Here is a 24558-nt window from a genome sequence, read left to right as displayed (position 1 = left end):
GGTTTGCACGCTCGTTTTCATGCGGTCTGCCCCTCAGCCTTTGGAAAGACCCGCCGCCGTACCACGAAATAACACGCCACATGCGCACAGATGGTCAGTATCCACGAAATCGGATAGGATACATACAGGCTAAACAGCGTGTGCTGCCACCGGAACACGGTGAAAATCCAAATAATACGAAACACACACGCGCCCGCCAGCGACACCAGCATCGGCAGGATAGAATACCCAAGGCCGCGCACGCTGCCCGCGACCACATCCATCATACCACACAGGCAATAGGTGACGCTTACCACACCCAGACGCATCATGCCGTAGGTGATAACCTCCGGATCTGTGGAATAAATGCCCAGCAGGCTTTGTCCCAGCAAATGTGCGCCGTTGCCCAGCACCACGCCGATCAAAATCACCATCACCAGACAGCGCACCAGTACCTGATCGATGCGATGGTACTGCTTTGCGCCGAGATTCTGGCTGGTAAAGCTGAGCGAGGTTTGATACAACGCATTCATCGAGGTATAGACAAAGCCTTCGATGTTACTTGCCGCGGTGTTGCCCGCGACCGCAATCGCGCCGAACGAGTTGATAGACGACTGAATCAGCACGTTTGAGATATTGAAAATCACACTTTGCAGACCTGCCGGCAGTCCAACCTGCATGATGCGGGCGAATTTGTCCCGATGAAACCGCAGCCGCTTGAGGTTGACGTTACACATGCCGTCCACCCGCATCAGACACAGTACAATCAGCACCGCAGAAATCACCTGTGCAATCACGGTTGCCGTGGCAACGCCCGCCACACCCATATGCAGCACGATAACGAAAAACAGGTTGCACACCACATTCACCGCGCCGCTCAGCAGCAGAAAATACAGCGGACGCCGGGTATCACCCACCGCGCGCAAAATCGCCGCACCGAAGTTATACAGCATGGTCGCGGGCATGCCGATAAAGTAAATACGCATGTACAGTACCGCCTGATCCAGCACCTCCGCCGGCGTCGCCATCCACACCAGCATGGGCCGCGCCAGACAGATGCCTGCCACAATCAGGATTACACCGCCTGCCACCGCAGTAATCAAAGCGGTCTGCACGGTTTCCTGCGCATCGTCAAAGTCGTTGGCGCCGCAAAAGCGCGCCACCAGCACGTTTGCGCCGACCGAAATGCCGATAAAAAAATTGACCAGCAGGTTGATCAGCGAGCTGGTGGAGCCGACCGCGGCCATCGCGTGGCTGCCCGCAAACCGACCGACAACCACGATATCCGCCGCGTTGAACAACAACTGCAGCACGCCCGAACAGATCAGCGGCAACGCAAACAGCAGAAGCCGACTCAGCAGCGGCCCGCGCGTCATGTCGATTTCGTAAGACTTCCTCATTTCCATACATCCTTTCTTTCCCTGCATAATCTTAAGCCCTGCTAAAAGACTCTGTCAATCCTTTTCCCTCGGTCACCCTTGCTATTGGTGGAAGATTATAGTAGTATTAAGAAAAGCACATTAGGTGTCTGTCAATAAAAGGATTTCCGGCGGATTTGTCTGCCGGACAGCGGAAACGGAGAGAGAATCTTGAAATATACCATTCTGATTGCCGAGGATGACCGCGACATCATCGAACTGCTGACGCTGTATCTGAGCAGCGAGTTTTCCGTGCAGTCCGTCATGGACGGCGCCGAGGCGCTTGAGCGCATCCGGGCGGGCGGGATCTCGCTGGCGCTGGTGGATATTATGATGCCCGGCCTGAACGGGTATAAGCTGATCCAGCGCGTGCGCGAATTCAGTAACCTGCCCATTATCATTCTATCGGCCAAAAGCATGGACACAGACAAGGTGCTCGGACTGAACATCGGCGCGGACGCCTATATCACCAAGCCCTTCAACGCGCTTGAGGTCGTTGCCTATGTCAAATCCGCGCTGCGCCGGTATTATCAACTCGGTTCGGATAGCGTGCCTACTGCTGCGCCGCGTGTACTTTCTGTCGGTGAGCTGGAACTGGACACCGATAAATTCGTGCTGCGGAAAAACGGCCTGACCGTGCCACTGACGTCCACTGAGCTGAAAATCATTGCGGAAATGATGCGTTGCCCCGGCCGAGTATTCACCCGCGCGCAGCTGTATGAATGTGTGGGCGGTACCTTTTACGAGAGCGATGACAGCACCATGATGGTGCATATCTCCAACCTGCGCGCCAAGATAGAGCACGATCCGGCCAATCCGCAGTATATCAAAACAGTCAGGGGGTTGGGTTACAAAATTGAAGACCAATAAACTGCTGCTGGGCAAAAGTTTTCTTCGCACCTGTATTTCCTACTTTCTCCTCTGTTCTCTGCTGGTGCTCGTCAGCAACACCGCGCTCAACGCACTGATTTCCATGCGTCTGGATAACGCCTTTCCTTCTCTCGGCACGATGCTGCAATACCTCGACGCGCTGGAACAGGATGATTTTGCCTCCATTCCCATGCGCCGCTTTAACGGCTGCGCTTTTATGGTGTTTGACGCAGACAGCAGTATTCTTTATGTCTCAGACAACGAGTTTAAAGAGCATTTTCACGCAGATGACCTCTGGATGATTAACGAGTATGATTCCGACCTGTACTACACCGTGCAGGAAATGGCCGATATGCCGAAAGAAGGCTATTACTATATTGCGCTGCACCGCTATGACAGAGAAAACGGCGAGGCGGATTTTTTGGATTACTGCATTGTCGACGAAAATTACCGGATTGTCGAAGGCGATTTATTTCCTTGGCTGGAGCAATTATCCGAGCGGGAATTTGAGCTGCTGCAAGGCATTTATCAGGGTCAGTGGGAAATTACCAAGGCGGTTTATAGTACTGCCACCGGTGAAGAGCGCACACTGGTCTTTGTTTGTCCGCGCTTTACCGAAACCGCCTATCTCAAAGCACTGGAGAGCGCCAATCGGCTGTCGCTGCTCTCGCTCCCCATCATTCTGCTGATCATCCTTCTGCTTGCCATTCTGTTCAGCCGTAAGATCCGCCGCTCCATCCTGCCGCTGCACAAAGCAATTGTCGCTTACGGCACAGGCCGTCGGGTGGAGGTGAACATCGAAACCCTTCCCATCGAATTTCGGCAGGTGACCGACAGTTTCACCCATCTGCTCGACCGACTGGAGCAGGTCAGTGCAGAAAAGCAGGCGGCCAATGAGGATAAACAACGCATGCTCGCCGACCTTTCCCACGATTTAAAAACGCCGCTGACCGTCATCCAAGGCTATGCGCAGGCGCTGGTCGACGGCGTGGTTCCGTCCGATAAACAACAGCAGTATCTGGAAACCATCTGCCGCAAGGCCTCAGACAGCACCGTTTTGATGAACTCCCTGTTTGATTACGTCCGCCTTGACCATCCGGACTATGTTTTGCAGGCCGAAACCGCTGATCTATGCGAATTTTGCAAAAGCTATCTGGCGGAAAAGTACCCCGAAATCGAGTCGCGCGGCTTTTCCCTATCACTCGGTCTGCCGGACGAGTCGGTCACGGCCTTTTTTGACCCACGTCTGCTGCGGCGGCTGCTGGAGAACCTGACCAGCAACGCCCTGCAATACAATCCCGCCGGAACGACGCTCTTTTTCGGGCTGACCGATGCCTCCGACGCCGTTCGGCTGACGGTGGCGGACAGCGGCGTCGGTATTCCTCCCGAGCTGGCGGATACGCTGTTTGAGCCGTTCGTCACCGGAAACCGGGCCAGAACCTCGGGCAGCGGCACGGGCCTTGGTATGGCGATCGTCAAAAAGGTAGCGGAGCTGCACGGCGGCTCCATCCGGCTGGTGCATCCACCGCACGACGGCTGGCACACCGAATTTGAGCTGACGCTGCCTAAACCGCCGCAGTAAAACCGAATATTGTCCCATAGGGCAGACTGCTTTGGCAGTCTGTCTTATTTTTTTCTTTCTTTAGATTTTTTAAGGTTTGCTGAAGGGTCTATAAATACTGCCGTAGTATCTTAACATCATTAAGAGCAAGCGCTCTTCACCAAACACCAAAGGAGATTTGAACCCATGAAATTAATCAATCATAAAAACGCCAAAGGTGTTGCCGCTATTTCTCTAGCCATGATGATGGCACTGCCTGCGCTGACCGGCTGTTCTTCGCTTGTCAAATCCGACCAGAACGCTGAGCCCGAGCAGGAGGCGACCTCTCAGACGCAGACGACCACCACCGACACCGCTAAGGACCAGTCGGATACTGCCGCGGACAAGTCCGGCACGGAAAACAAGAACACATCTGACACCGCCACGGATGCCAAGAGCAAGTCCAACTCCACCACGCAGAAGAAGGCAGCGGTCAAGCAGGTCGGCGGCACCAAATCCTCTCAGAAGAGCACGAACAAGTCCTCCGGCAAGACCGCTTCCACCCAGAAGGCCGCCTCCACACCGGCTGCCAGCAAGAAGTAAGCATTCCGCCCAAAACCGGCATGAAGCAAAAATGAGGTAATTATGAACAACATCCTGGAACTTTTAGAGCATACCGCCGCCGCGCGACCGGATAAAACCGCTGTCATTGACGAAAACGGCGCAGACCGTTTTGACGCGCTGCTTGACCGCAGCCGCCGCTGCGGCACCGCGCTTGCCGCGCGCCTCTCCCCCACCGCACCGGTTCCGGTGCTGCTGGACAAGAGCCGTGAAGCGATCTATGCCTTTTTCGGCGCGGCGTACGCAGGCTGCTTTTATGTTCCGCTCTCTCCCGCGCTGCCGCAGCCGCGGCTGGCGCAGATTCTCTCGGTCCTGCAAGCCCCCTGCATCGTGACCGATCGAGAACACGCTGCACTGGCCGCGCAGCTGCCCGGCGCGGGACATATTCTGCTGGTCGAAGATCTGCTGCAAACGCAGCCCGACCATGCCCTGCTGACGCGGATTCGCCTTGGCGCTATCGACGGCGACCCGCTGTACTGCAATTTTACCTCCGGCTCGACCGGCACGCCCAAGGGCGTGGTTGTCAGCCACCGCTCCGTGCTGGATTTCATTTTGCCCTTCACCGAACTGTTCCGGATTGGTCCGGACGATGTCATCGGCAATCAAGCGCCGCTCGACTTCGATGTTTCGGTCAAGGATATATATTCCGCTCTGTACACCGGCGCCACGCTTGTGCTGCTGCCGCGGCGGTTGTTTTCCCAACCGTCCGCGTTGATGGATGCGCTCTGCGCGCACCGGGTTACCACGCTCATCTGGGCTGTCTCCGCGCTGTGTCTGGTATCCTCCTTTCACGGTCTGGACTACCGCACGCCGGAAACGGTAAACAAGGTGTTGTTCAGCGGCGAAGTCATGCCGCCCAAGCATCTGAAAAGCTGGATGGAGCATTTGCCGCATGCGGATTTCGTCAACCTGTACGGCCCCACCGAGATCACGTGCAATTGCACGTACCATAGGATAGAGAGTGATAGAGATTATACAGCGGGGATCCCGCTCGGGACAGCGTTCCCGAACGAGCGGGTATTCCTGCTGGACGAGGCGGGACAGGAAATACATACGCCGGATCAGGCGGGCGAAATCTGTGTCAGCGGCGCGGCGCTTGCGCTTGGGTACTATAACAATCCCGCGCAGACGCAAACCGTATTTTTACAACACCCCGGCCACAGCCGCTATGTACAGCCGATCTACCGCACGGGCGACCTCGGGCGATGGAGCGCCGAAGGCGAGCTGTACTTCCTCGGCCGGAAGGATTTTCAAATCAAACACATGGGCCACCGCATCGAGTTGGAGGAAATCGAACGCGCGGTGCAGGAGGTCGACGGCGTCAGCCGGTGCTGCTGTGTATACGACGCGCAGAAAGAACGGCTGCACGGCTTTTACACCGGCGCGGCCGATAAGGCTGCGGTGCGCGCCGCACTGGCGCAGCGGCTGCCCGTTTTCATGCTGCCGCGCACGCTCGAGCCGTTGGACAGCCTACCGCTGACCGAAAACGGCAAAACCGACCGCAAGCGATTGCTTGCCATGGCAAGAAAGGAGATCGTATGACCGAACATCAAATCGAAAACCTCACCGCACAATATGGCTCCCCGCTGTATGTGTTCGATGTGCAGGCCCTGCACCAGCGCGTGGCACTGCTGCGGCGCAGCCTGCCGACCGGCGTCGGCCTGTGCTATGCGATCAAGGCCAATCCCTTTCTGCTGCGCGAGCTGTGCGGCCAGGTAGAGCGCTTTGAAGTCTGCTCCCCCGGCGAAGCCGCAATCTGCCGCCGCCTGCATATCCCTGCCGAAGCGCAGGTCATCTCAGGCGTATACAAAACCCCGGCGGATATCGAACGGATGATTGCGCACCAAAACGGCCCGCATCTGTTTACCGTCGAGTCGGCCCGCCAGTTTACGCTGCTCAGCCAGTTATCTGCGCGCTATCGCGTCACCATTCATGTGCTGCTGCGTCTGACCAGTGGCAGCCAGTTCGGTCTGGAGGAGGAGGAGATCATTCGGATCATCCGCAACCGCGCCGACCATCCCTTTATTCTCATCCGCGGCCTGCAATACTTCTCCGGCACGCAGAAGGCCTCGCTCAAGCGCCTGCAGCGCGAGCTGGACATGCTCGATAACTTTGCCTGCTCGCTTATGGAAAAGCTGGGCTTTATCGTGCACGAGCTGGAATTCGGCCCGGGCTTTCCGGTGCAGTATTTCTCGTCCGAGAGTTTTGACGAAGCCGCGTTTCTGTCCGGTTTCTCCGCCATGCTGACGGGTCTGCGCTGCAAAGCGCATGTTACACTGGAACTTGGCCGCAGCATTGCCGCCAGCTGCGGCACGTATCTGACCCGCGTAGTAGACGTCAAGCGCAACAAGGGCCAGAATTACGCCATTCTGGACGGCGGCATCCATCATCTGGTCTATTACGGCCAGCGCATGGCCATGCAGATCCCCCCTTATCGGCTGTATCCGCCGCGTCTGGGCGAGGCGGAGCCGTGGAATTTGTGCGGCTCACTGTGCACCGTTAACGATATTCTGGTCAAGCAGCTGCCGGTGCCCGACCTCAAGTGCGGCGATCTGTTCGCTTTTTCCAGCACCGGCGCCTACTGCATGACCGAAGGCATTTCCCTTTTCCTCAGCCGTGCGCTGCCGCGCATTGTACTGCTGATGCCGGACGGCCGTTCGCTTCTTGTGCGCGACGCGCTGCCCACCGATGAAATCAACTCACCCGCTTATGAAAGGACGGATTATCATGGAACAACTGCTTTCCATTCTGGAGGAACTTCAGCCCGGCGTGGATTACACCACATGCCGTACGCTGATCGATTCGCACTGTCTGGATTCGCTGACTATCCTTGCGCTGGTCGCCGAGCTGGAGGAGGCGTTTGACATCACCATCCCAACCGTTGAGATCATTCCCGCCAACTTCAATTCCGCCGAGGATATGTGGGCTATGATCGTTCGTCTACAGGAGGAAGGCTAAGCTATGACATCCTACTGCTCGCTGCTGTATCTGGCCGTTTTTCTGCCGGCAGCGGTGCTCGTTTACCGTATCCTGCCGCAGCGTCTGCGCTGGATCGCACTTCTTGCGGCAAGTTATGCGTTTTTCTGGTCGGTCAGCGGCAAGCTGTTGGTGTTTCTGCTGTTTTCCACCGTATCCATTCACCATTTCGGCCTCTGGCTGACCGCCGAGCAGCAGGACCGCGACCGCTGTCTTGCCGCTGCCGCCCCTGCTGAACGCAAAGCCATTCGGCAGCGTTTTACACGGCGGCAGCGGCGGATTCTTCTGTTAGCGACGCTGCTGCATGTCGGCATGCTCGTCACGCTCAAATACGCGGCCTTTTTCAGCACCAATCTCAACACACTGCTGCACGCGCTGCGCCTTCCGGTTTCGCTGCCCGTGCCCGCGTTTTTACTGCCCATCGGCATCTCATTTTATACGCTGCAGGCCCTTTCCTATCTGCTCGATGTCTACCGCGGCACGATCCGCGCCGACCGCAATCTGGCGCGCCTCGCACTCTTCCTCGGCTTTTTCCCGCAGATCATGGAAGGGCCAATCTGTCGCTATGGACAGACCGCGCACCAGCTCTGGGAAGGCCGTCCGGTCACTTGGCAGGGCCTGACCTTCGGCATGCAGCGGATTCTGTTCGGTCTGATTAAAAAAATCGTTATCGCCGACCGACTCAATCTGCTCATCAAAACCGTTTTCAACGATTACGCCGTATACAACGGCGGTATCATTGCGCTGGCGATGGTGTGCTACACCTGTCAGCTTTACATGGACTTCTCCGGCACGATGGATGTGGTCATCGGCAGCGCCGAGATTTTCGGTGTGCACCTGCCCGAAAACTTCCGTCAGCCGTTTTTCTCCCGCAGCATCTCCGAGTTCTGGATGCGCTGGCATATCACACTGGGCACATGGTTTAAGGATTATGTTTTCTATCCGCTGTCCATGTCCGGCCCGCTGAAAAAGCTCACGGGTGCGGCGCGCCGTCGTCTGGGCAACCACTACGGCCCGCTGCTCTCCGGCTCCCTCGCGCTGGGCGTAGTCTGGCTGTGCAACGGTCTGTGGCACGGTGCGGGCTGGCACTACATCTTTTTCGGCCTGTATCACTTCGCGCTTATCCTGACGGGCAGCCTGTTTGACCCCATTGCGCAGCGTGTGACCGGTTTGCTGCACATCGACCGCAACTGCATGCCCTACCGCATCTTTCAAATCGTGCGCACTGCACTGCTGGTCTGCGTGGGCGAGCTGTTCTTCCGCGCCAACGGTCTGCGCGCCGGGCTTGCGATGTTCCGCTCCATGGTCACGGATTTCTCCCTTGACTCTTTTGTCGACCGCAGCTTCCTGACGCTCGGCATGGACAAGATGGATTTCGGTATCATTATCGTTGCCGTCGGTCTGGTACTGCTGGTTGGTATCCTGCGCGAGCGCGGTGTCCCCCTGCGCGAATCCATCGCGCGCCGTCCGCTCGTACTACGCTGGTCGGTTTATTACGCCGCATTTTTTTTTCTGGTCATTTTCGGCGCATACGGTATCGGCTATGTGCCGGTTGACCCGATTTATGCCGCATTTTAAGGAGGTGTGTTCCACTTGAAAAAACATATTGCGCTCTTTGCCAAAGGCGCCTGTTTTCTGACGCTGCTATGCGCACTTATGCTGGCCGCCTCCTATCTGTTCATGCCCAAGAACAACCACAAGGCCTTCGGCGTAAATGACGCCGAAATGCTGGCCAGTGGCATATTGGGCGAAAAAGAAAACTCTATCGACGTGCTGGTCGTGGGCGACAGCGAGGCATACAGCTCGATTTCTCCCATGCAGATATGGTCAGAGCGCGGTTTTCGCTCCTATCTGTGCAGCACCCCTGCCCAGCCGCTTTATGACTCCTACCGCTTTTTGCGGCAGGCGCTCGAGCGGCAAAGCCCCTCGGTCGTTGTGCTGGAGACCAACGCCATTTTCCGCCCGTACAAGCTCAACGATTATCTGCTTTCCCGTGCGAAAAACCTGTTTTCCGTGCTGCGCTACCATGACCGCTGGAAAGCACTCAAGGTCAACGACTTCGGCCGTCCGGTGGAGTACACCTGGACAGACGATCTCAAAGGCTTTCGCTACAATTCCGCCGTCGCGGCTGCGAGCACCACAAATTACATGGTGCCATCCGACGCGACCGCTCCGATTCCCGCGCTCAACGAATCCTGTTTGCAGGATATGATTGCGCTGTGCGAGGAAAACAATGCCGAACTGATTCTGGTCAGTACACCGAGCACCATCAACTGGAACCACGCGCGGCATAACAGCATTGCCGCTTTCGCGCAGGAAAACAATTTGACCTATCTCGACCTCAACACCATGCCCAAAGAGGTGCCGATTGACTGGTCGCGCGATACGCGCGACCGCGGCGACCATCTCAACTATGCGGGTGCAGTTAAGGTTTCGGCTTTCCTTGGAAAATACCTACAGGAAACCTATTCGCTGCCCGATCATCGTGACACTGCGCACGACAGCAGCTGGAACGATGCACTCGGCCGCTACCGCAACATTGTGCGCGGTTAATCTCTCCCCCTTACAGCAAACGAGGCTGCACCCGATACGGGTCAGCCTCGTTTGCCCTTTTACAGATAGAGTTCATTTTCCGGCCGCCGCTCCATGAACGGCGCAAGCTTTTGCGCCAGCATGTCCCGCACCTGCACAGGCAGCGCACGCGCCTTCACCGGACAGACCGCCACACACCGCATGCAGGTGATGCACCGCTCCTTGTCCGTTTGTGACGGATTCTCGAGTGGAATGGCCTGCGCAGGGCAGACTTTGGCACATTCGCCACACTCCACGCAGATATCGCTCGCCATGGGGGCGACCGGCATACCGGCCCACTCCCGATACGGACGATTGCCCGGCACCTGCGGCACGTCTGTCTCTCCCTTTTCGAGCTTTTGCGCGATGCGCCCGCCAAATCCGGCCAACTGTGCCGCGTCCTGTGCATCCGGCCGTCCGACTGCCAGCGTATGTGCAATTGAGTGCTCGGCCAGCAGCGCCGTCCCTGCTATCACGCAAAAGCCCTGCGCTTCCAGCAGGTCATCCAGTTCGACCAGCGCGTCCTCATAGGCGCGGCCGCCGTAAACCGCTGCGGACACCGTACGCGCACCACCACCGGTATAGTACCGCAGACGCTCGACCATCAGCCCGGGCAGCCGCCCACCGTAAACCGGTCCGGCCACCAGCACCACGTCCTGCGGTGTGAAGGCCTTTTTCTGAGGCTGCGCCAGCATCAGGTCGATTTCCTCCACCTGTGATGCAATCTGTCCCGCAAGCAGCAGCGCGGCGCGCCGCGTTCCGCCTGTGGGGCTGAAGTGAAGCACGGTTATCTTATCCCGCATATCCATCCTTCCTTTTCCGTTTGATTGCACTATTATACCATGAAAGCCGTATCCTGTCAGCCGCCTGCCATTTCCCTTTGCTAAAAACCGCCTGCATTTGACTTTATTCGCGCTGTGCTCTATAATAAATGCAATCGGAAAGGGGCGGAGAAAAGCATGCTTGCATACACCTATGTAGAACCGGGGCGCTTTGCCCTGCTCGACAAACCCAAACCGGTTCTGCGCGATGTACGCGACGCCATCGTTCGTGTCACCCTCTCCAGCATCTGCACCAGCGACCTGCACATCAAGCACGGCTCGGTTCCGCGCGCCGTCCCTGGCGTAACGGTTGGGCATGAAATGGTCGGCGTGGTTGAGCAGGTCGGCGAGGCCGTGCAGACCGTAAAGCCCGGCGACCGGGTAACGGTCAATGTCGAAACCTTTTGCGGACACTGCTTTTTCTGTCAGAATGGCTTTGTCAACAACTGTGAGGACCCGGACGGCGGCTGGGCGCTCGGCTGCCGCATTGACGGCGGACAGGCGGAATACGTCCGGGTACCCTATGCCGACCAGGGGCTCAACCGCATTCCCGACGGTGTTTCCGATCGGCAGGCGCTGTTCACAGGCGATATCCTCGCCACCGGCTTCTGGGCGGCCCGTATTTCGGAAATTCGTCCCAGTGATACGGTGTTTATCATCGGCGCCGGTCCGACCGGCATCTGTACACTGCTTTGCACCTTGCTGCGCCGCCCGCGCCGCATCATCATGTGCGAAAGCGACCCCGTGCGGCGACGCTTTGTGCAGGAGCACTATCCCGATGTGCTGACCGTCTCGCCCGCACATGCACTCGAGTTTGTGCGGCACAACAGCGGCCACGGCGGTGCGGACGTAGTACTTGAGGTAGCGGGTACCGAGGACAGTTTCCGACTGGCATGGGAATGTGCGCGTCCCAACGCAATTGTCACCATTGTTGCGCTGTATGACCGCCCGCAGATACTGCCGCTGCCTGATATGTACGGCAAAAACCTGACCTTCAAGACCGGCGGCGTGGACGGCTGCGACTGTGCTGAAATCCTGCGTCTGATTGCAGCAGACGAGCTGGACACGACCCCGCTTATCACACATATTTTCCCGCTTTCTGAAATTGACGCCGCCTATGCGTTGTTTGAAGCACGGCGCGATGAGGTCTGCAAAGTCGCTATCACAACCTGAATCGTCTCATAAAACAAAAAGAACCGCCTCTGGCGGTTCTTTTTTTGCGCTGATGGAAAGGGCGGCGCACCTTTTTATCGAATATTAGTCGACGAGTTTGTCCAGCTCCTTGACATACTCGGTACCGGTTGCAGTCCTATGCTCCGCCTGCTTGGCGTACAGCCCGACCACAGCCGCCGACTTCTTGATTGCCTGCATGGTGCCCGCACCGGCCACACAGCCGCCCGGACAGGCCATACCTTCCAGCAGATAGCCGTCGTACTTACCAGCCTTGGCCGCCTGCAGCATCTTGCGACATTCGCGCAAGCCCTCCGCGTTGACCACTTTGATCTCACGCTCCGGATATTTCTCCTTGATGACGTTGACAACCGCCTGCGCCACACCGCCCGAAACGGCAAAATTACGGCCGTCGGTGGAGGCGTCGTTAACACCGTGCGGGTCTTCCGGCAGGGACTCCAGATCAACATGACGCGCGTCGAAAATACCGGTCATTTCCTCGAAGGTCAGCACGAAATCGACCTCGCTGCGCACATCCTTGCGCATAGCTTCCAGCTTTTTCGCTGCGCACGGACCGATAAACGCAACCTTGGCGTCCGGATGATGGTGCTTGATCAGGCGCGCGGTCAGCGTCATGGGTGTCAGTGCCATGGAGATGCACTCCGCCTGATCGGGGAACATCTTCTTTGCCATTACCGACCATGCCGGGCAGCAGGATGTGCCCATGTACGGCAGCTTTTCCGGCACTTCCTTGACGAAGTCCTCCGCCTCCTGCGCTGCGCACAGGTCCGCACCGATGGCTACCTCCAGAATATCGGCAAAGCCGAGCTGCTTCATTGCAGCACGCAGCTTGCCCGGCGTCACCTTGGGGCCAAACTGACCGACAAAAGCCGGCGCAACGGCTGCATATACGCGCTCACCCGCCTGAATGGCACGAATCATCTGGAAAATCTGAGATTTATCCGCAATGGCGCCGAACGGGCAGTTGACCAGACACATGCCGCAGGAAACGCACTTGCTATAGTCGATATTCGCTTTGCCGTTCTTATCGCTGCCGATAGCGTCCACTCCACAGGCTGCAGCACACGGACGCTTCTGATGGATAATGGCATGATACGAGCAAACTTCCACGCAACGGCCGCACTTGATGCACTTTTCCTGATCGATATGGGAACGGCCGTTATAGCGATCGAGCGTAATGGCGTCCTTGGGGCAAACCTCGACGCACGGATGCGCCAGACAGCCCTGACAGCCGTCGGTCACCATGACCTCATTTTCCTTGCAGGCATTGCAGGCAAACTTGATGATATTCACCAGCGGCGGCGTGTAGTAGGTTTCCTCACGCATTGCCGCTTCAATGTTTTCCGATACCGGCGAATGCTCTGCTGCGCTGCGGCAGGGCAGGCCCATTGCCAGACGCAGGCGTTCACCGACAATGGCGCGCTCGAGGAAAATATCGTTGCGGAAATTGCCGACCTCGCCCGGAATAATTTCATACGGGAGCGCTTCGATTCGCTTGTCCGTCGGCCACTCCGTATGGTAAGCCATGCGGGCCACCTCGCGGAAAATACGACGGCGGATCTCCTGAATGCGGGTCTCTACGCCTCTCATAATTTTCATATCCCCCTTGTATTCACGTCGATTATTGGATGCAGGGCGGTATACTGCCCCTTGATAGGGCTATCCATACCTATACTCAGGATACCGCAAAGCGGGAATCTTGTAAAGATATAAATTGTAGAAAATTTAACAATTTTCCATGTCCACTTTTTACGATTCCGTTTTACCGAAAATCCACAAGGTCATCAATAAATATACTCGAATTCCAAGTCGCCGATAACAACAAAATCGCCCTCCTGCACACCCATCTGCTCGAGTTTGTCATATACGCCCGCGCTCTTGAGCATGCGGTCCATATACTGGCGGGATTCGTAGTCATCAATATTGACCGAGCCCATGATTTTGTCCACCCATGCGCCCGAGACAACATAATAATCGTCTACCTTTTCGACCGTCCAGTCGCGCTCGCCCGTTGTGTCCTCAGGGGTATCGACAAACTCCGGCTCGTATACGAATACGGGCGGCAACTCCTTCAATTCGTTCCACGTCAGGCGCATCAACTCCGCCACGCCCTGATTGGTGGCGGCGGACAGCTCCGCGAACAGAAAGCCGTGCTCCTCGGCGTATTTTTTGAGCTTTTCGACCGGCGCGCGGTCATCGCCCAGCAGGTCGACCTTATTGGCCACGATAATCTGCGGACGCGCGGCGAGAAATTCGCTGTAACCGGCCAGCTCCGCATTGATTTTTTCGATATCGTCGAGCGGATCGCGGCCCTCGCTGCCCGCCGCATCCACCAGATGCAGCAGCAGGCGGCAGCGGTCAATATGGCGCAAAAAGTCATGTCCCAGACCCGCGCCCTCGGCCGCGCCCTCAATGATGCCGGGAATATCAGCCATGACGAAGCTCTGTTCTTCACCAACCGATACCACACCCAGATTGGGCACCAGCGTGGTGAAATGGTAGTTTGCGATCTTGGGACGCGCGGCGGAAACCATGCTCAAAAGCGTCGACTTACCGACATTCGGGAAGCCGACCAGACCCACGTCCGCGAGCAGCTTGAGCTCCAAAATGATGTCGCGCTCCACACCCGGCTGTCCGGGCTTGGCAAAGCGCGGCGCCTGACGGGTTGGGGTAGCAAAATGCGTGTTGCCCCAGCCGCCGTTGCCGCCCTTGGCCGCGATGAACGGCTCGTCATCCGACAGATCCTTGATCACCTGTCCGGTTTTCTGGTCGCGAATGAGCGTACCGCGCGGCACGCGGATGATCAAATCCGCGCCATCCTTGCCCTTGCAGCGCTTGCTGCCACCGTTTTCGCCCGCGCCGGCAACATATTTCTTTTTATAGCGAAAATCCAGCAGCGTGGACAGGTTATCGTCCACCTTGAAGATGACCGAGCCACCGCGGCCGCCGTCGCCGCCGTCCGGTCCGCCGGACGCAACATACTTCTCACGGTGAAAGCCGACCTTGCCGTCGCCGCCTTTGCCGGACACAATTTTGATCTTGGCAATATCAATAAACACAGGGAAGTCCTCCTTTCATGTGGTTGTTAAAACAAAATCCCAGACAACCGTCTGGGATTTTGTCAATACTCAATTGTTTACTGCGGGTAAACGGAAACCTGCTTGCGGTCCTTGCCCAGGCGCTCGAAACGAACAACGCCCTCGACCTTTGCAAACAGCGTGTCGTCCTTGCCGCGGCCCACGTTCAGACCCGGATGGATCTTCGTGCCGCGCTGACGGACGAGAATGTTGCCCGCCGGAACGGTCTGGCCGTCCGCGCGCTTAACGCCAAGGCGCTTTGCCTCGGAGTCACGGCCGTTCTTGGTCGAACCTACGCCCTTTTTATGAGCGAAAAACTGTAAGCTAATCTTCAGCATCTGTGTGCACCTCCATTACGCTCAAAAATTCCGAATAGTTCTGTTCCAGCTCGGTAAAATGCAGCCGGAGCGCCTCAAGCGCGTCCTGTCCGCGTTCCACCCCCGCGCCTTCGGGCAGGGTGATGCGGATGTGTGCGCCGTCATCCTCGATCAACGTATCGACCGGGATGCGCTGTACGTCAAACAGCAAAGCATGGGTCAGCATGACCGCGCTGGAAATCGCCGCGCAAACGATGTCCTCCCCCTCGTCCGCGTATCCCGCGTGACCGAGGATATCCACCGAAAGGAGTTTGTCCCCCCGCGACGAAAATGTGACCTTCGTCACAGCCTTACGCCTTGATGGACGCGATGGTCACCTTGGTGTACGGCTGGCGATGGCCCTGACGCTTGCGGTAACCCTTCTTGGGCTTCATCTTGAAGATGTTGATTTTCTTGCCCTTGCCGGTCTTTTCCACCGTGCCGGTTACAGCGGCGCCGGAAACGTAAGGAGCGCCGACGGTCAGTGCGTCGCCCTCGCCTACGGCCAGAACCTCGTCAAACGTAACGGTCGCGCCGTCCTCTACGCCGAGCTTCTCCACGTAGATCACGTCGCCCTCAGATACCTTGTACTGCTTGCCGCCAGTTTTCAAAATGGCATACATATTGGTTTTCCCTCTCTTTCGTTGTAGAGTCACGCTTGGCACGGCGGCGACCGGGTTCGGACGCACTTAACGAAAGCCAATGCACAATGCGGCTTTTAGTAGCATAACACAAGCGGCAGGACCATGTCAAGTCCTGCCGCGCGTTTTTTGCATTTTTACGCAAAGAAGCTCGCCACAAAGGCGTACATACCGCTCGGTACGGTGGTTGCGCTGCCTGTGGCGGCGCGGTCCATGCTGACAAAGCCTTTATCCCCCTCCGCCAGACCAACCACGCGGTCAGGAAACAGCACCCAGCAGGTGCAGGCAGGCGCATCGCCTTCCACAACGGTATATCCTTCCACATTATCACGATAAGCAGTCAGCTTATCCTGTAAATATCCGGTGGGCACACTCAGATACTGGTATTGCGTACCCGTGCTGTGCACCACATACACGCCCTCGGTCAACTGCGGGATGAGGGCGGTGAGATCATCAGTCTGCGCTGTAGTCGGGTCAGGCAAAGCAGCCGTCAGCCCGGCAAGCATGGTCTGGTTGTCCTGCGTCAGGGCATTGACCTGCTCGGACAGAGCGGCTTTTTCTCCGTTGAGCGTTTCCACCTGCTTATTCAGTTCGCCTATCTTGCCGCCGCGCGACAAAAATAGAATAAAAAACAGCAGTGCCAACAGGAAAAACGCCAAAACCGCAATGCACAGCAGCATACGGTAGTTGAGCTTCATCGGCTTTGCAGATGAGCGACGGCGTGCCGGCGTTCGCTCCATGGGAGTCCCTCCAATTCGGTCTCCAATCCGGTGTCCGGATGTACGTCTATCCCCCATCATATGGCAGAATTCTCGATGACCTTGACCTCGCCCGAAGCGCAGCCAACAATCATCCGTTTGCACATGTTGAGGAACAGGCCGTGCTCCAGCACGCCCACAATACCACTGATCTTTTCGCGGACATCCTGAATATCAAAGCCCGCGCCAAGGTGAAGGTCGGCAATAAAATTGCCGTTATCGGTTACAAAGGTCTTGCCATCGCGCACACGCAGCACCGGGTGAAACCCGTATTCCTCCATCTTGGCCATCGCCTGCTTGGAGCCGTACTGCGCAATCTCAACCGGCAGGTGGAATGCGCCGATCTTGTCGACCAGCTTGCTTTCGTCCATAATCCAAATGACTTCCTTGGCAAGGGTTGCCACAACCTTCTCGCGGTACAGCGCGCCGCCGCCGCCCTTAATGGCGTTAAACTGCGGGTCGATCTCATCCACGCCGTCAATGGCCAGATCAATATACTCGACCTCATCAATCGTCAGCAGCGGGATGCCGAGTTCGCGTGCCTGCGCTTCTGTGGCCTTGGAGGTCGGAATGGCCTGAATCTTGAGACCGTTTTTTACCATCTCACCCACCGCGTTGACCATATGATGCGCGGTGGAGCCGGTACCCAAACCGACGACCATACCGTCCTTTACATATTCTGCGGCTTTTTCACCCGCCAGTTTTTTCATATCCATTGTTTTCCTCCCTGCCGTCCGCGCCGATTATACCCGGCCACCTTATTACCTTTATTATAAAGTGGTTGGTAAAAAAGGTCAATGATTTCCGCGCAAAAGCAGGGCGGTTTATGTGCGATTTTGCAGCTTGGCTGCTTTGAGCGTGTTTTTCATCAGCATGGTGATGGTCATGGGGCCTGCGCCGCCCGGCACCGGCGTCATGTACGACGCCTTTTCCGCCACGGCGGGGTCCACGTCGCCGCAGACCTTTCCTTCGGCATTGCGGTTGATACCCACGTCGATGACCACCGCGCCTTCTTTCACCATATCGGGCGTGATAAATCCGGCCTTGCCGATTGCCGCGACCAGAATATCCGCGCGGCGGCAGACCTCGTCGAGGTGCTGCGTGCGGCTGTGGCATATGGTCACCGTACCGTGACGGTGCAGCAGCAGCATGCTCATCGGCTTGCCGACAATATTCGAGCGGCCGACCACGACACATTCCTTGCCCTTTGGGTCAATGCCGTATTCGTCGAGCAGCTCCATGACGCCCGCGGGCGTACAGGGCACAAAGTCGAAATTTCCGGTCATAATCTTGCCCACGTTGACCGGATGGAACGCATCGACATCCTTTTTCGGGTCGATGGCGTCGATGACCGCCTGCTCGGAGATGTGCCCCGGCACCGGCATCTGGCACAGGATGCCCGAAATCTGCGGGCTTTCATTGAGCTGTGCAATCAGGCCGAGCAGTTCCTCCTGCGTGGTTTCCTCAGGCAGCGCATATTTTTCGCTGTAAATACCGCACTCGGCGCACGCGCGCTCCTTATTGCGCACATAGATTTCGCTCGCCGGGTCGTTGCCCACAATGATAACCGCAAGACCGGGCGTGATCCCTTGCTTTTTTAGTTCTTCCGTCTCGGCCAGAATACTGCCGCGCACCTTGGCCGACAGCGCCTTACCGTCCATTCTTACTGCGCTCATACTGCGTTCCCCCTTCGTTTTCTGTCTGTTTTTCCGATTCGGTCGTCGCCGGTTGTGCATTATCCGCACTTTTTTCTTTTATTTCCGCCGATTTTTCCTCTGATACAGTCTGTTCCGATTCTGCCGCAGGCGGCGCGTAAAACGCTTTGGCGACCTTCAGGCGGCGATACCCACGCGCCAGCAGCGCGACAGCTACGATGCAGCTAACCGCCGCAAGTCCCTGTGAGACACGCACCGTGCCGATATACAGGCTGTCCGTGCGCAGACCTTCAATCCACGCGCGGCCCAGACCGTACCACGCGACATACAGCAGCGCCATCTCGCCCGGGAATCTGCGTTTTTTTGAGTAAAAATGCAGCGCGATAAAACCCACCAAGTTCCAGAGTGATTCGTACAAAAAGGTCGGATGCACGGCCGCTGCGCCGTCAATCGACATCCCCCAGGGCAGGTCAGTCGGGCCGCCGTGCGCCTCGCCATTGACGAAATTGCCCCAGCGCCCGATGCACTGGCCGATGAGCAAGCCGAAGGCCGCTAAATCGCACAGGCTGGCAAACGGAATTTTTTTGACGCGGCTGTATCCATACAGCGCGATTACCACGCCGATCACCGCGCCGTAAATCGCAATGCCGCCATTCCAAACCGCGATGATCTCATTCGGATGCTGGCTGTAGTACTCCCATTCAAAGGCCACATAATAGATGCGCGCGCAGATAATACCAACCGGCACACAGATAATCAGACAATCCATCAGATTGTCCGACGTACAGCCAAATTCCTTGACCCGCGCGTTCACATACAGCGCCGCCAGCACAAAGCCGATGCAGATGATGATGCCGTACCAGTAGATATCCTTACCAAATACGTTCACGGCGACACGGTTTATCTGAAAATCCAGTCCAAGCGCCGGGAAAGAAATTGCATGTTCCATGATGTTTGCTTCCTTTGCTGTCAGAAATGAGTTACCCGGGCAAAACGACCGACAAACTTGACCGGTCGCGCTGCGCCCAGCGGGCAAATACCGCCTGCACGTCCTCAGGAGCGATGGTGTCGAACAGCGCGGCAAAATCCGCGTAGTGTTCGCCCGCGAACAAGGCCGCAGCCTCCTGCCGCGCATAAGCCTCCGGCACGTCCAGCACGCGCAGACGCAGACCGTAAAGCGCCTTTTTCATGCGGTCAAACAGCGGCCTTTCCACGCCTTCGCGCGCCAGACGCGCGACTTCTCCCTCGATTGCCGCACGCACGGCTTCCGGGTCGCGGCCCTCGCCGCCCAGCAGCGCCATCGCGCCTTCCGGAATGAGTGTATAATCCGTGTCGAAATCGCGGCCAATGAGCCTCTTTTCGTATAGCTCCGCATACAGCGGCGCGGTGTCGCCGCACAGGATGCGCACTGCCAGCTCACCCAGCAGCGAACGGCGCAGACGGCTTTCGCCCGCCTCCAGCGGCATATCCTTAAAGCCTAGCATGAACTGCGGCCGCGACACCGGCATGCGCCGCGTAACGGTCAGCTCACTGACCGCCTGACGACGCTCACCGTAATGCCGCTGCCCGATTTCCGGCGCGTCAGCGGGCGAATACTGCGCCGCCATGCGGCAGACCTCGTCAAAATCCGCCGTGCCGCAGACGATCAGCGCCATGTTTTTCGGGCTGTAAAATGCACGGTGGCAGGTATAGAGCACCTCGGGCGTGATACGCGCGATACTCTCCACGCTGCCCGCAATCGGCACGCGCACCGGATGGTTGCGGTACAGCCCTTTGAGCACGCCGCAAAACAGCTGCCAACCGGGCGTATCGTCCATCATGCCGATTTCCTGCCCGATGATGCCGTGCTCCTTGGCGACGTTTTCCTCAGTGAAATATGGCGTAAACACAAATTTCAGCAGGATTTCGAGATTTTCCTCAAACCGCTCGGTACAGGAAAAATGATAGGCCGTCATCGTGTGGCTGGTAAACGCATTGGGGCTTGCCCCCGTGCGCGCAAACTTTTGCAGCGCATTGCCGTCCTCGTCCTCGAACATTTTGTGCTCAAGAAAATGCGCGACCCCCGCAGGCGTATCATAACGCGTCCCCTCAAATGTGAAAGACGCATCGACCGAACCGAAGTTGGTTGCGAGTATCGCAAATGTTTTGCCAAAGCCCTCCTTAGGCAGATAGCACACACGCAGCCCGTTGTCCAGCGTGCGCTCCTCCGCGCGCTCGCGCAGGGCGGTCCAAACCTTGCTCATTGCGCCGCCCCCTTCATAAAGTATACCGTGTCGAGTGCGGTCGCTTGTGCCGCCGCGACAATACGCGCGCGGTCGACCGCCTGTACCTGTGCGATACGCTCCTCTGCCGATACCATCGTACCCGCGGCGGCCTGTCCGAGCCAGTACCGCTCGAGCGTCAGCGGATCGTCCAGCATGGCGCCCCAGTTGGTGGTCAGCGTGCGACGCGCGCCGTCAATCTCCGCATCCGAGATGTCTCCTTCTCGGCAGGCATCCAGCTGACGCAGGATTTCATCCCGTGCGACTGTGAATTTATCGTTTTCAATGCCGGAGTTCACCATCATAATGCCCTTGGGCGCGATAAACTGCGCGCTTGCATAATAGCAGAGCGATTGCTTTTCGCGCACATTGAGAAACAGCTTGGAGCTGGTCGAACCGCCGTACAGCGTTTGAAACATCCAGTAAGCGGCTGCATCTCCACCGGTCAGACTCGCCCCGCCCGTGCGAAAGCCGAGCGACAGCTTGCCCTGCGTGACCGCTTCTTCCTCGATGATTTCGCGCGCCGCACCCTCCGGCTGCGCCAGCACTTGGGTCTGCGGCAGCGTACCCGCATCGGTACGCGCCTGCGCCAGCGGCGTTTGCGCAAACATAGCTTCCACCGCTTCCGGCGCAAGCGGCCCGCAGTAAAACAGTTCAAGCTGCGCTTCGCTCAGCGCGCGGCGGTAGGCCGCGTACAGCTTTTTCTCGGTGATTTTCTCAGCCTGCTCTTTGGTTCCGTACACCGGCTGGCCATATGCCTCGTCCGCGCACATCAGCTTCATCAGGCGAAGCGGCGCCCACGCGCGCGGATCATTTTTCTGCGCCGCAATGCGGTCTATCAGGTTTTCGCGTTCGCCCGCTGTGTAGTCCGGGCAGAACACGCTGTCCTGCGTGTACGGATCGCACAGCAGTTCAGCCAGCAGATCGATCACGCCCGCCGTCAGGCCGTCCGCGCCCGGCACGCAGCTTTCATCAATACAGTCGGACAAAAAGCCCACCGCCAAATGTTCGCCTTCCTTGCGCACAACCGCCTCAATGCGCGCGCCGTACAGTTCGTCGAGCGCCGTGCCGATCGCCCGCAGGTCGGGCAGCCGTTTTGTGCCGCGCCGCAGCACATGCGGCAGACAGGCGCGCAGCGCCGCGTCCGGTCCGCCCAGCGGCAGCAGCAGCACCGCCCGCAAAACCGCACGCTTGAATTTCGGCGTGGTCACACAGGTAAGATTGACCCCTGCGGCCAGCTTTTTCCGCGTTACTTGTTGCATGATTTCCCTCATTTCCGGAAAAATTTTTCCATGGGCATTATTATAGCATCATTGGAGGTGTGAAGCAAACAAAGATTATATGAACAAAATTCGTGTTCTCCCCTATTTTTCCCTTGACACCGCGCCAAATATACGGTAGAATAATCACGTTCGATGTAAAGGCAAAACACTTTACACTATTTAGGGAGGCCCGCCGATGAAAGGCAAACCGCTCGAAATGAGCCTGCTGTTCGACTTTTACGGCGAGACGCTCACAGAAAAGCAGCGCGAGCTGTTCGACCTGTATTATAATGAAGACCTTTCGCTGGCCGAAATTGCCGAGCACGCGGGCATCACCCGTCAGGGGGTACGCGACAGCATCAAGCGCGCGGAACATGCGCTGCGCGAGATGGAGGAAAAGCTCGGTCTGGTCGCGCGCTACGGCGGCACCGAACGGTGCGCGGAGGAGCTTTCCCGTCAGGTCGCATTGCTTTTCGCGCTCAACGCCGACAAACTGCACAGCCGCGAAGCGGAGGACATTCTCTCCCGCATGGCGGCGCTGCTCGACCAGCTCAGGCAGGAGGCTTAACATGGCATTTGAAGGCCTTACCGAAAAAATTTCATCCGCATTCAAGCACCTGCGCAGCAAAGGACGGCTGACCGAGTCCGATATCAAGGAAGCAATGCGCGAAATCCGCATGGCGCTTCTGGAAGCCGACGTCAACTTCAAGGTTGCCAAGGACTTCATCAAGGCGGTCACCGAAAAGGCGACCGACGCGGAAATCCTCGAAAGCCTGTCCCCGACCCAGCAGGTCATCAAAATTGTAAACGAAGAGCTGATCGCGCTACTCGGCGGTCAGACCACTCGTTTGACCATCTCGCCCAACCCGCCCACCATTGTCATGATGGCAGGACTGCAGGGCGCGGGCAAGACCACCAACTGCGCCAAGCTCGCAGCGCTCTTGCGCAAGCAGCAGCAGCGGCGTCCGCTGCTCGTCGCCTGCGACGTATATCGCCCCGCGGCGATCGACCAGTTAAAGGTGGTCGGTAAGCAGCTGGATATTCCGGTGTTCGACGAAGGGCAGGGCGACCCGGTCGAGATCGCCAAGCACGGCGTGGACTATGCCCGCCGCAACGGCTTCGATCTGGTGTTTCTTGACACCGCAGGCCGTCTGCATATCGATGAAAAGCTGATGGACGAGTTGAAAACCATCAAGGCTGAGGTAAAACCAACTGAAATCATTCTGGTTGTCGACGCGATGACCGGTCAGGACGCGGTCACCGTTGCGCAAACCTTTGACGAAGCGCTCGGCATCGACGGCGTGCTGATGAGCAAGATGGACGGCGACGCCCGCGGCGGCGCGGCCCTCTCGGTCAAGGCGGTGACTGGTAAGCCGATTAAATTCATCGGCACGGGCGAAAAGCTCGACAATATCGAGCCGTTCCACCCCGACCGTATGGCTTCCCGTATCCTCGGCATGGGCGACGTGCTGACGCTGATTGAAAAAGCGCAGGAGTCCTTCGACCAGAAGCAGGCCGCCGAAACCGCAAAGAAAATGATGGCCGGAAAGCTGACGCTGACCGACTTTTACGAACAACTGCAGCAGATGAAAAACATGGGCTCCATGGAGGAAATGCTCGGCATGCTGCCGGGTATCGACGCAAAAGCCCTCGCCGGTGCCAAAATCGACGAAAAGCAGATGGCGCACACCGAAGCCATCATCCAATCCATGACCCCCAAGGAGCGGGATAACCCCTCCATCATCAATTTCTCGCGTAAAAAACGCATCGCGGCGGGCTGCGGCCTGTCGGTCGAGCAGGTCAACAAGCTGCTCAAGCAGTTCGAGGCCATGCAGAAAATGACCAAGCAGCTTTCCGGCCTTGCCCGCGGCGGCAAAGGCAAAAAGCGCCGCGGTTTCCCCGGTCTCGGCGGTCTCAAGCTGCCGTTCTGACCCCCATTTGTTTGTAAAGAAATTTACAATAGATCAATTTCTATTTTAGAGGAGGTGAATCATCCATGGTAAAGATCAGACTGCGCCGTCTGGGCGCGAAGAAGGCTCCGTTCTACCGTATCGTTGTCGCTGATTCCCGTTACCCGCGTGACGGACGTTTCATCGAGGAGATCGGCACCTATAACCCGCTGACCGACCCGGCTACCGTCAATGTTGACGCTGACCGTGCTCAGGAGTGGATCAAGAAGGGCGCCCAGCCGACCGATACGGTCCGCGGCATCCTGAAGAAGGCCGGTGTGCTGAATTGAGTGAGGCGAACAAAATGAAAGAGTTATTGACCTATATTGTCAAAAATCTGGTTTCCGAGCCGGATGCGATTGCCATCACCGAGGAGATCGACGGCGATAATGTCACCTTTTCCCTGCGCGTAGCGCCTGGGGACATGGGCCGCGTCATCGGTCGTCACGGCCGCATCGCAAAGGAAATCCGCACACTCATGAAAGCGGCAGGCAATCGCGAAAACAAGCGTGTAACAGTCGATATTCTCGACTGAATCGACGGAAATCCGATTTCCGACGAGTAACGCCGTATAAAAATCGCCGCAGCGCGGCGATTTTTTGTTATCCGCGC

Annotated in this window: 26 protein-coding genes; 13 read left to right on the top strand and 13 right to left on the bottom strand. The window is 57.4% G+C overall.

What is annotated here, in order from left to right; genetic code table 11:
* Positions 1–17: 17 nt before the first annotated feature.
* Positions 18–1379, bottom strand: a complete 1362-nt coding sequence (locus tag ACTQ3V_RS03895) for an MATE family efflux transporter (RefSeq protein ID WP_441466352.1) — start codon at positions 1377–1379, stop codon at positions 18–20.
* 189 nt (positions 1380–1568) lie between these two features.
* Between ACTQ3V_RS03895 and ACTQ3V_RS03890 the strand changes: the two genes are divergently transcribed.
* The 8 genes from ACTQ3V_RS03890 (at position 1569) to ACTQ3V_RS03855 (ending at position 9957) form a co-directional block, all read left to right on the top strand.
* Entirely contained in the window at positions 1569–2267 is a 699-nt protein-coding gene (locus tag ACTQ3V_RS03890) for a response regulator transcription factor (protein WP_441466351.1), read from the top strand.
* Positions 2254–3849, top strand: a complete 1596-nt coding sequence (locus tag ACTQ3V_RS03885; protein ID WP_441466350.1) for a sensor histidine kinase — start codon at positions 2254–2256, stop codon at positions 3847–3849. Before ACTQ3V_RS03890 ends, ACTQ3V_RS03885 begins: the two co-directional genes overlap by 14 nt.
* Before the next feature lie 165 nt (positions 3850–4014).
* On the top strand, positions 4015–4410 hold the full coding sequence (locus ACTQ3V_RS03880; RefSeq protein ID WP_441466349.1) for a hypothetical protein: 396 nt from the start codon (positions 4015–4017) through the stop codon (positions 4408–4410).
* Positions 4411–4452: 42 nt separating this feature from the next.
* Positions 4453–5970, top strand: coding sequence for an amino acid adenylation domain-containing protein (locus ACTQ3V_RS03875; RefSeq protein ID WP_441466348.1), 1518 nt, complete (start codon positions 4453–4455; stop codon positions 5968–5970).
* Entirely contained in the window at positions 5967–7292 is a 1326-nt protein-coding gene (locus tag ACTQ3V_RS03870) for a diaminopimelate decarboxylase family protein (RefSeq protein ID WP_441466347.1), read from the top strand. Before ACTQ3V_RS03875 ends, ACTQ3V_RS03870 begins: the two co-directional genes overlap by 4 nt.
* Positions 7222–7386: a phosphopantetheine-binding protein gene (locus ACTQ3V_RS03865; protein ID WP_441466413.1), complete on the top strand. Its 165-nt coding sequence runs from the start codon at positions 7222–7224 to the stop codon at positions 7384–7386. Before ACTQ3V_RS03870 ends, ACTQ3V_RS03865 begins: the two co-directional genes overlap by 71 nt.
* A 3-nt stretch (positions 7387–7389) precedes the next feature.
* Positions 7390–8982 (top strand): MBOAT family O-acyltransferase, encoded by a 1593-nt coding sequence (locus tag ACTQ3V_RS03860; protein ID WP_441466346.1) that lies wholly within the window; start codon positions 7390–7392, stop codon positions 8980–8982.
* 15 nt (positions 8983–8997) lie between these two features.
* On the top strand, positions 8998–9957 hold the full coding sequence (locus ACTQ3V_RS03855) for an SGNH/GDSL hydrolase family protein (RefSeq protein WP_441466345.1): 960 nt from the start codon (positions 8998–9000) through the stop codon (positions 9955–9957).
* 59 nt (positions 9958–10016) lie between these two features.
* Here the strand turns inward: ACTQ3V_RS03855 and ACTQ3V_RS03850 are convergent, their stop codons facing one another.
* Positions 10017–10778 carry a 4Fe-4S binding protein gene (locus ACTQ3V_RS03850; RefSeq protein WP_441466344.1) on the bottom strand — a complete coding sequence of 254 codons (762 nt, stop codon included), beginning with the start codon at positions 10776–10778 and terminating at the stop codon, positions 10017–10019.
* A 156-nt stretch (positions 10779–10934) separates the two neighbouring features.
* On the opposite strand from ACTQ3V_RS03850, the gene ACTQ3V_RS03845 reads away from it, so the two are divergent.
* Positions 10935–11969: an alcohol dehydrogenase gene (locus ACTQ3V_RS03845; RefSeq protein WP_441466343.1), complete on the top strand. Its 1035-nt coding sequence runs from the start codon at positions 10935–10937 to the stop codon at positions 11967–11969.
* 84 nt (positions 11970–12053) lie between these two features.
* Here ACTQ3V_RS03845 and ACTQ3V_RS03840 read toward each other — a convergent pair whose 3' ends face one another.
* From ACTQ3V_RS03840 to yfmF, 11 genes are all read right to left on the bottom strand, one after another.
* Positions 12054–13577: a 4Fe-4S dicluster domain-containing protein gene (locus tag ACTQ3V_RS03840; RefSeq protein ID WP_441466412.1), complete on the bottom strand. Its 1524-nt coding sequence runs from the start codon at positions 13575–13577 to the stop codon at positions 12054–12056.
* A 194-nt stretch (positions 13578–13771) separates the two neighbouring features.
* Complete coding sequence (obgE, locus tag ACTQ3V_RS03835) at positions 13772–15046, bottom strand: GTPase ObgE (protein WP_441466342.1); 1275 nt, start codon at positions 15044–15046, stop codon at positions 13772–13774.
* 77 nt (positions 15047–15123) lie between these two features.
* A complete protein-coding gene (gene rpmA / locus ACTQ3V_RS03830; protein ID WP_031476960.1) occupies positions 15124–15402 on the bottom strand; it encodes a 50S ribosomal protein L27 in 279 nt (92 codons plus the stop codon).
* Positions 15389–15727 (bottom strand): ribosomal-processing cysteine protease Prp, encoded by a 339-nt coding sequence (locus tag ACTQ3V_RS03825; RefSeq protein WP_441466341.1) that lies wholly within the window; start codon positions 15725–15727, stop codon positions 15389–15391. Before ACTQ3V_RS03825 ends, rpmA begins: the two co-directional genes overlap by 14 nt.
* A 4-nt stretch (positions 15728–15731) precedes the next feature.
* Positions 15732–16043, bottom strand: coding sequence for a 50S ribosomal protein L21 (gene rplU / locus ACTQ3V_RS03820; protein WP_125115425.1), 312 nt, complete (start codon positions 16041–16043; stop codon positions 15732–15734).
* A 155-nt stretch (positions 16044–16198) separates the two neighbouring features.
* Positions 16199–16801, bottom strand: coding sequence for a hypothetical protein (locus tag ACTQ3V_RS03815; protein ID WP_441466340.1), 603 nt, complete (start codon positions 16799–16801; stop codon positions 16199–16201).
* 56 nt (positions 16802–16857) lie between these two features.
* Positions 16858–17535 (bottom strand): ribose-5-phosphate isomerase RpiA, encoded by a 678-nt coding sequence (gene rpiA / locus ACTQ3V_RS03810; RefSeq protein ID WP_441466339.1) that lies wholly within the window; start codon positions 17533–17535, stop codon positions 16858–16860.
* Positions 17536–17643: 108 nt separating this feature from the next.
* Positions 17644–18495 carry a bifunctional methylenetetrahydrofolate dehydrogenase/methenyltetrahydrofolate cyclohydrolase FolD gene (gene folD, locus ACTQ3V_RS03805; protein ID WP_441466338.1) on the bottom strand — a complete coding sequence of 284 codons (852 nt, stop codon included), beginning with the start codon at positions 18493–18495 and terminating at the stop codon, positions 17644–17646.
* The gene (gene lgt, locus ACTQ3V_RS03800; protein ID WP_441466337.1) at positions 18470–19423 is read right to left on the bottom strand and encodes a prolipoprotein diacylglyceryl transferase; all 954 of its coding nucleotides are present in this window, start codon (positions 19421–19423) and stop codon (positions 18470–18472) included. The genes folD and lgt overlap by 26 nt, the downstream gene beginning before the upstream one ends.
* A 31-nt stretch (positions 19424–19454) precedes the next feature.
* Positions 19455–20717: an EF-P 5-aminopentanol modification-associated protein YfmH gene (gene yfmH / locus ACTQ3V_RS03795; protein WP_441466336.1), complete on the bottom strand. Its 1263-nt coding sequence runs from the start codon at positions 20715–20717 to the stop codon at positions 19455–19457.
* Positions 20714–21997: an EF-P 5-aminopentanol modification-associated protein YfmF gene (gene yfmF / locus ACTQ3V_RS03790; protein WP_441466335.1), complete on the bottom strand. Its 1284-nt coding sequence runs from the start codon at positions 21995–21997 to the stop codon at positions 20714–20716. Before yfmF ends, yfmH begins: the two co-directional genes overlap by 4 nt.
* Before the next feature lie 196 nt (positions 21998–22193).
* On the opposite strand from yfmF, the gene ylxM reads away from it, so the two are divergent.
* From ylxM to ACTQ3V_RS03770, 4 genes are all read left to right on the top strand, one after another.
* Positions 22194–22565, top strand: coding sequence for a YlxM family DNA-binding protein (gene ylxM, locus ACTQ3V_RS03785; protein WP_441466334.1), 372 nt, complete (start codon positions 22194–22196; stop codon positions 22563–22565).
* Position 22566: 1 nt separating this feature from the next.
* A complete protein-coding gene (gene ffh / locus ACTQ3V_RS03780) occupies positions 22567–23928 on the top strand; it encodes a signal recognition particle protein (RefSeq protein WP_441466333.1) in 1362 nt (453 codons plus the stop codon).
* 65 nt (positions 23929–23993) lie between these two features.
* Complete coding sequence (gene rpsP / locus ACTQ3V_RS03775) at positions 23994–24236, top strand: 30S ribosomal protein S16 (RefSeq protein WP_054327417.1); 243 nt, start codon at positions 23994–23996, stop codon at positions 24234–24236.
* Between the two features lie 14 nt (positions 24237–24250).
* A complete protein-coding gene (locus ACTQ3V_RS03770; protein ID WP_031476974.1) occupies positions 24251–24481 on the top strand; it encodes a KH domain-containing protein in 231 nt (76 codons plus the stop codon).
* Positions 24482–24558: the final 77 nt, after the last annotated feature.

Source organism: Candidatus Agathobaculum pullicola, assembly GCF_052117205.1.
GTDB classification, from domain to species: domain Bacteria; phylum Bacillota; class Clostridia; order Oscillospirales; family Butyricicoccaceae; genus Agathobaculum; species Agathobaculum pullicola.
This window is presented reverse-complemented; position numbering and strand designations above follow the sequence as displayed.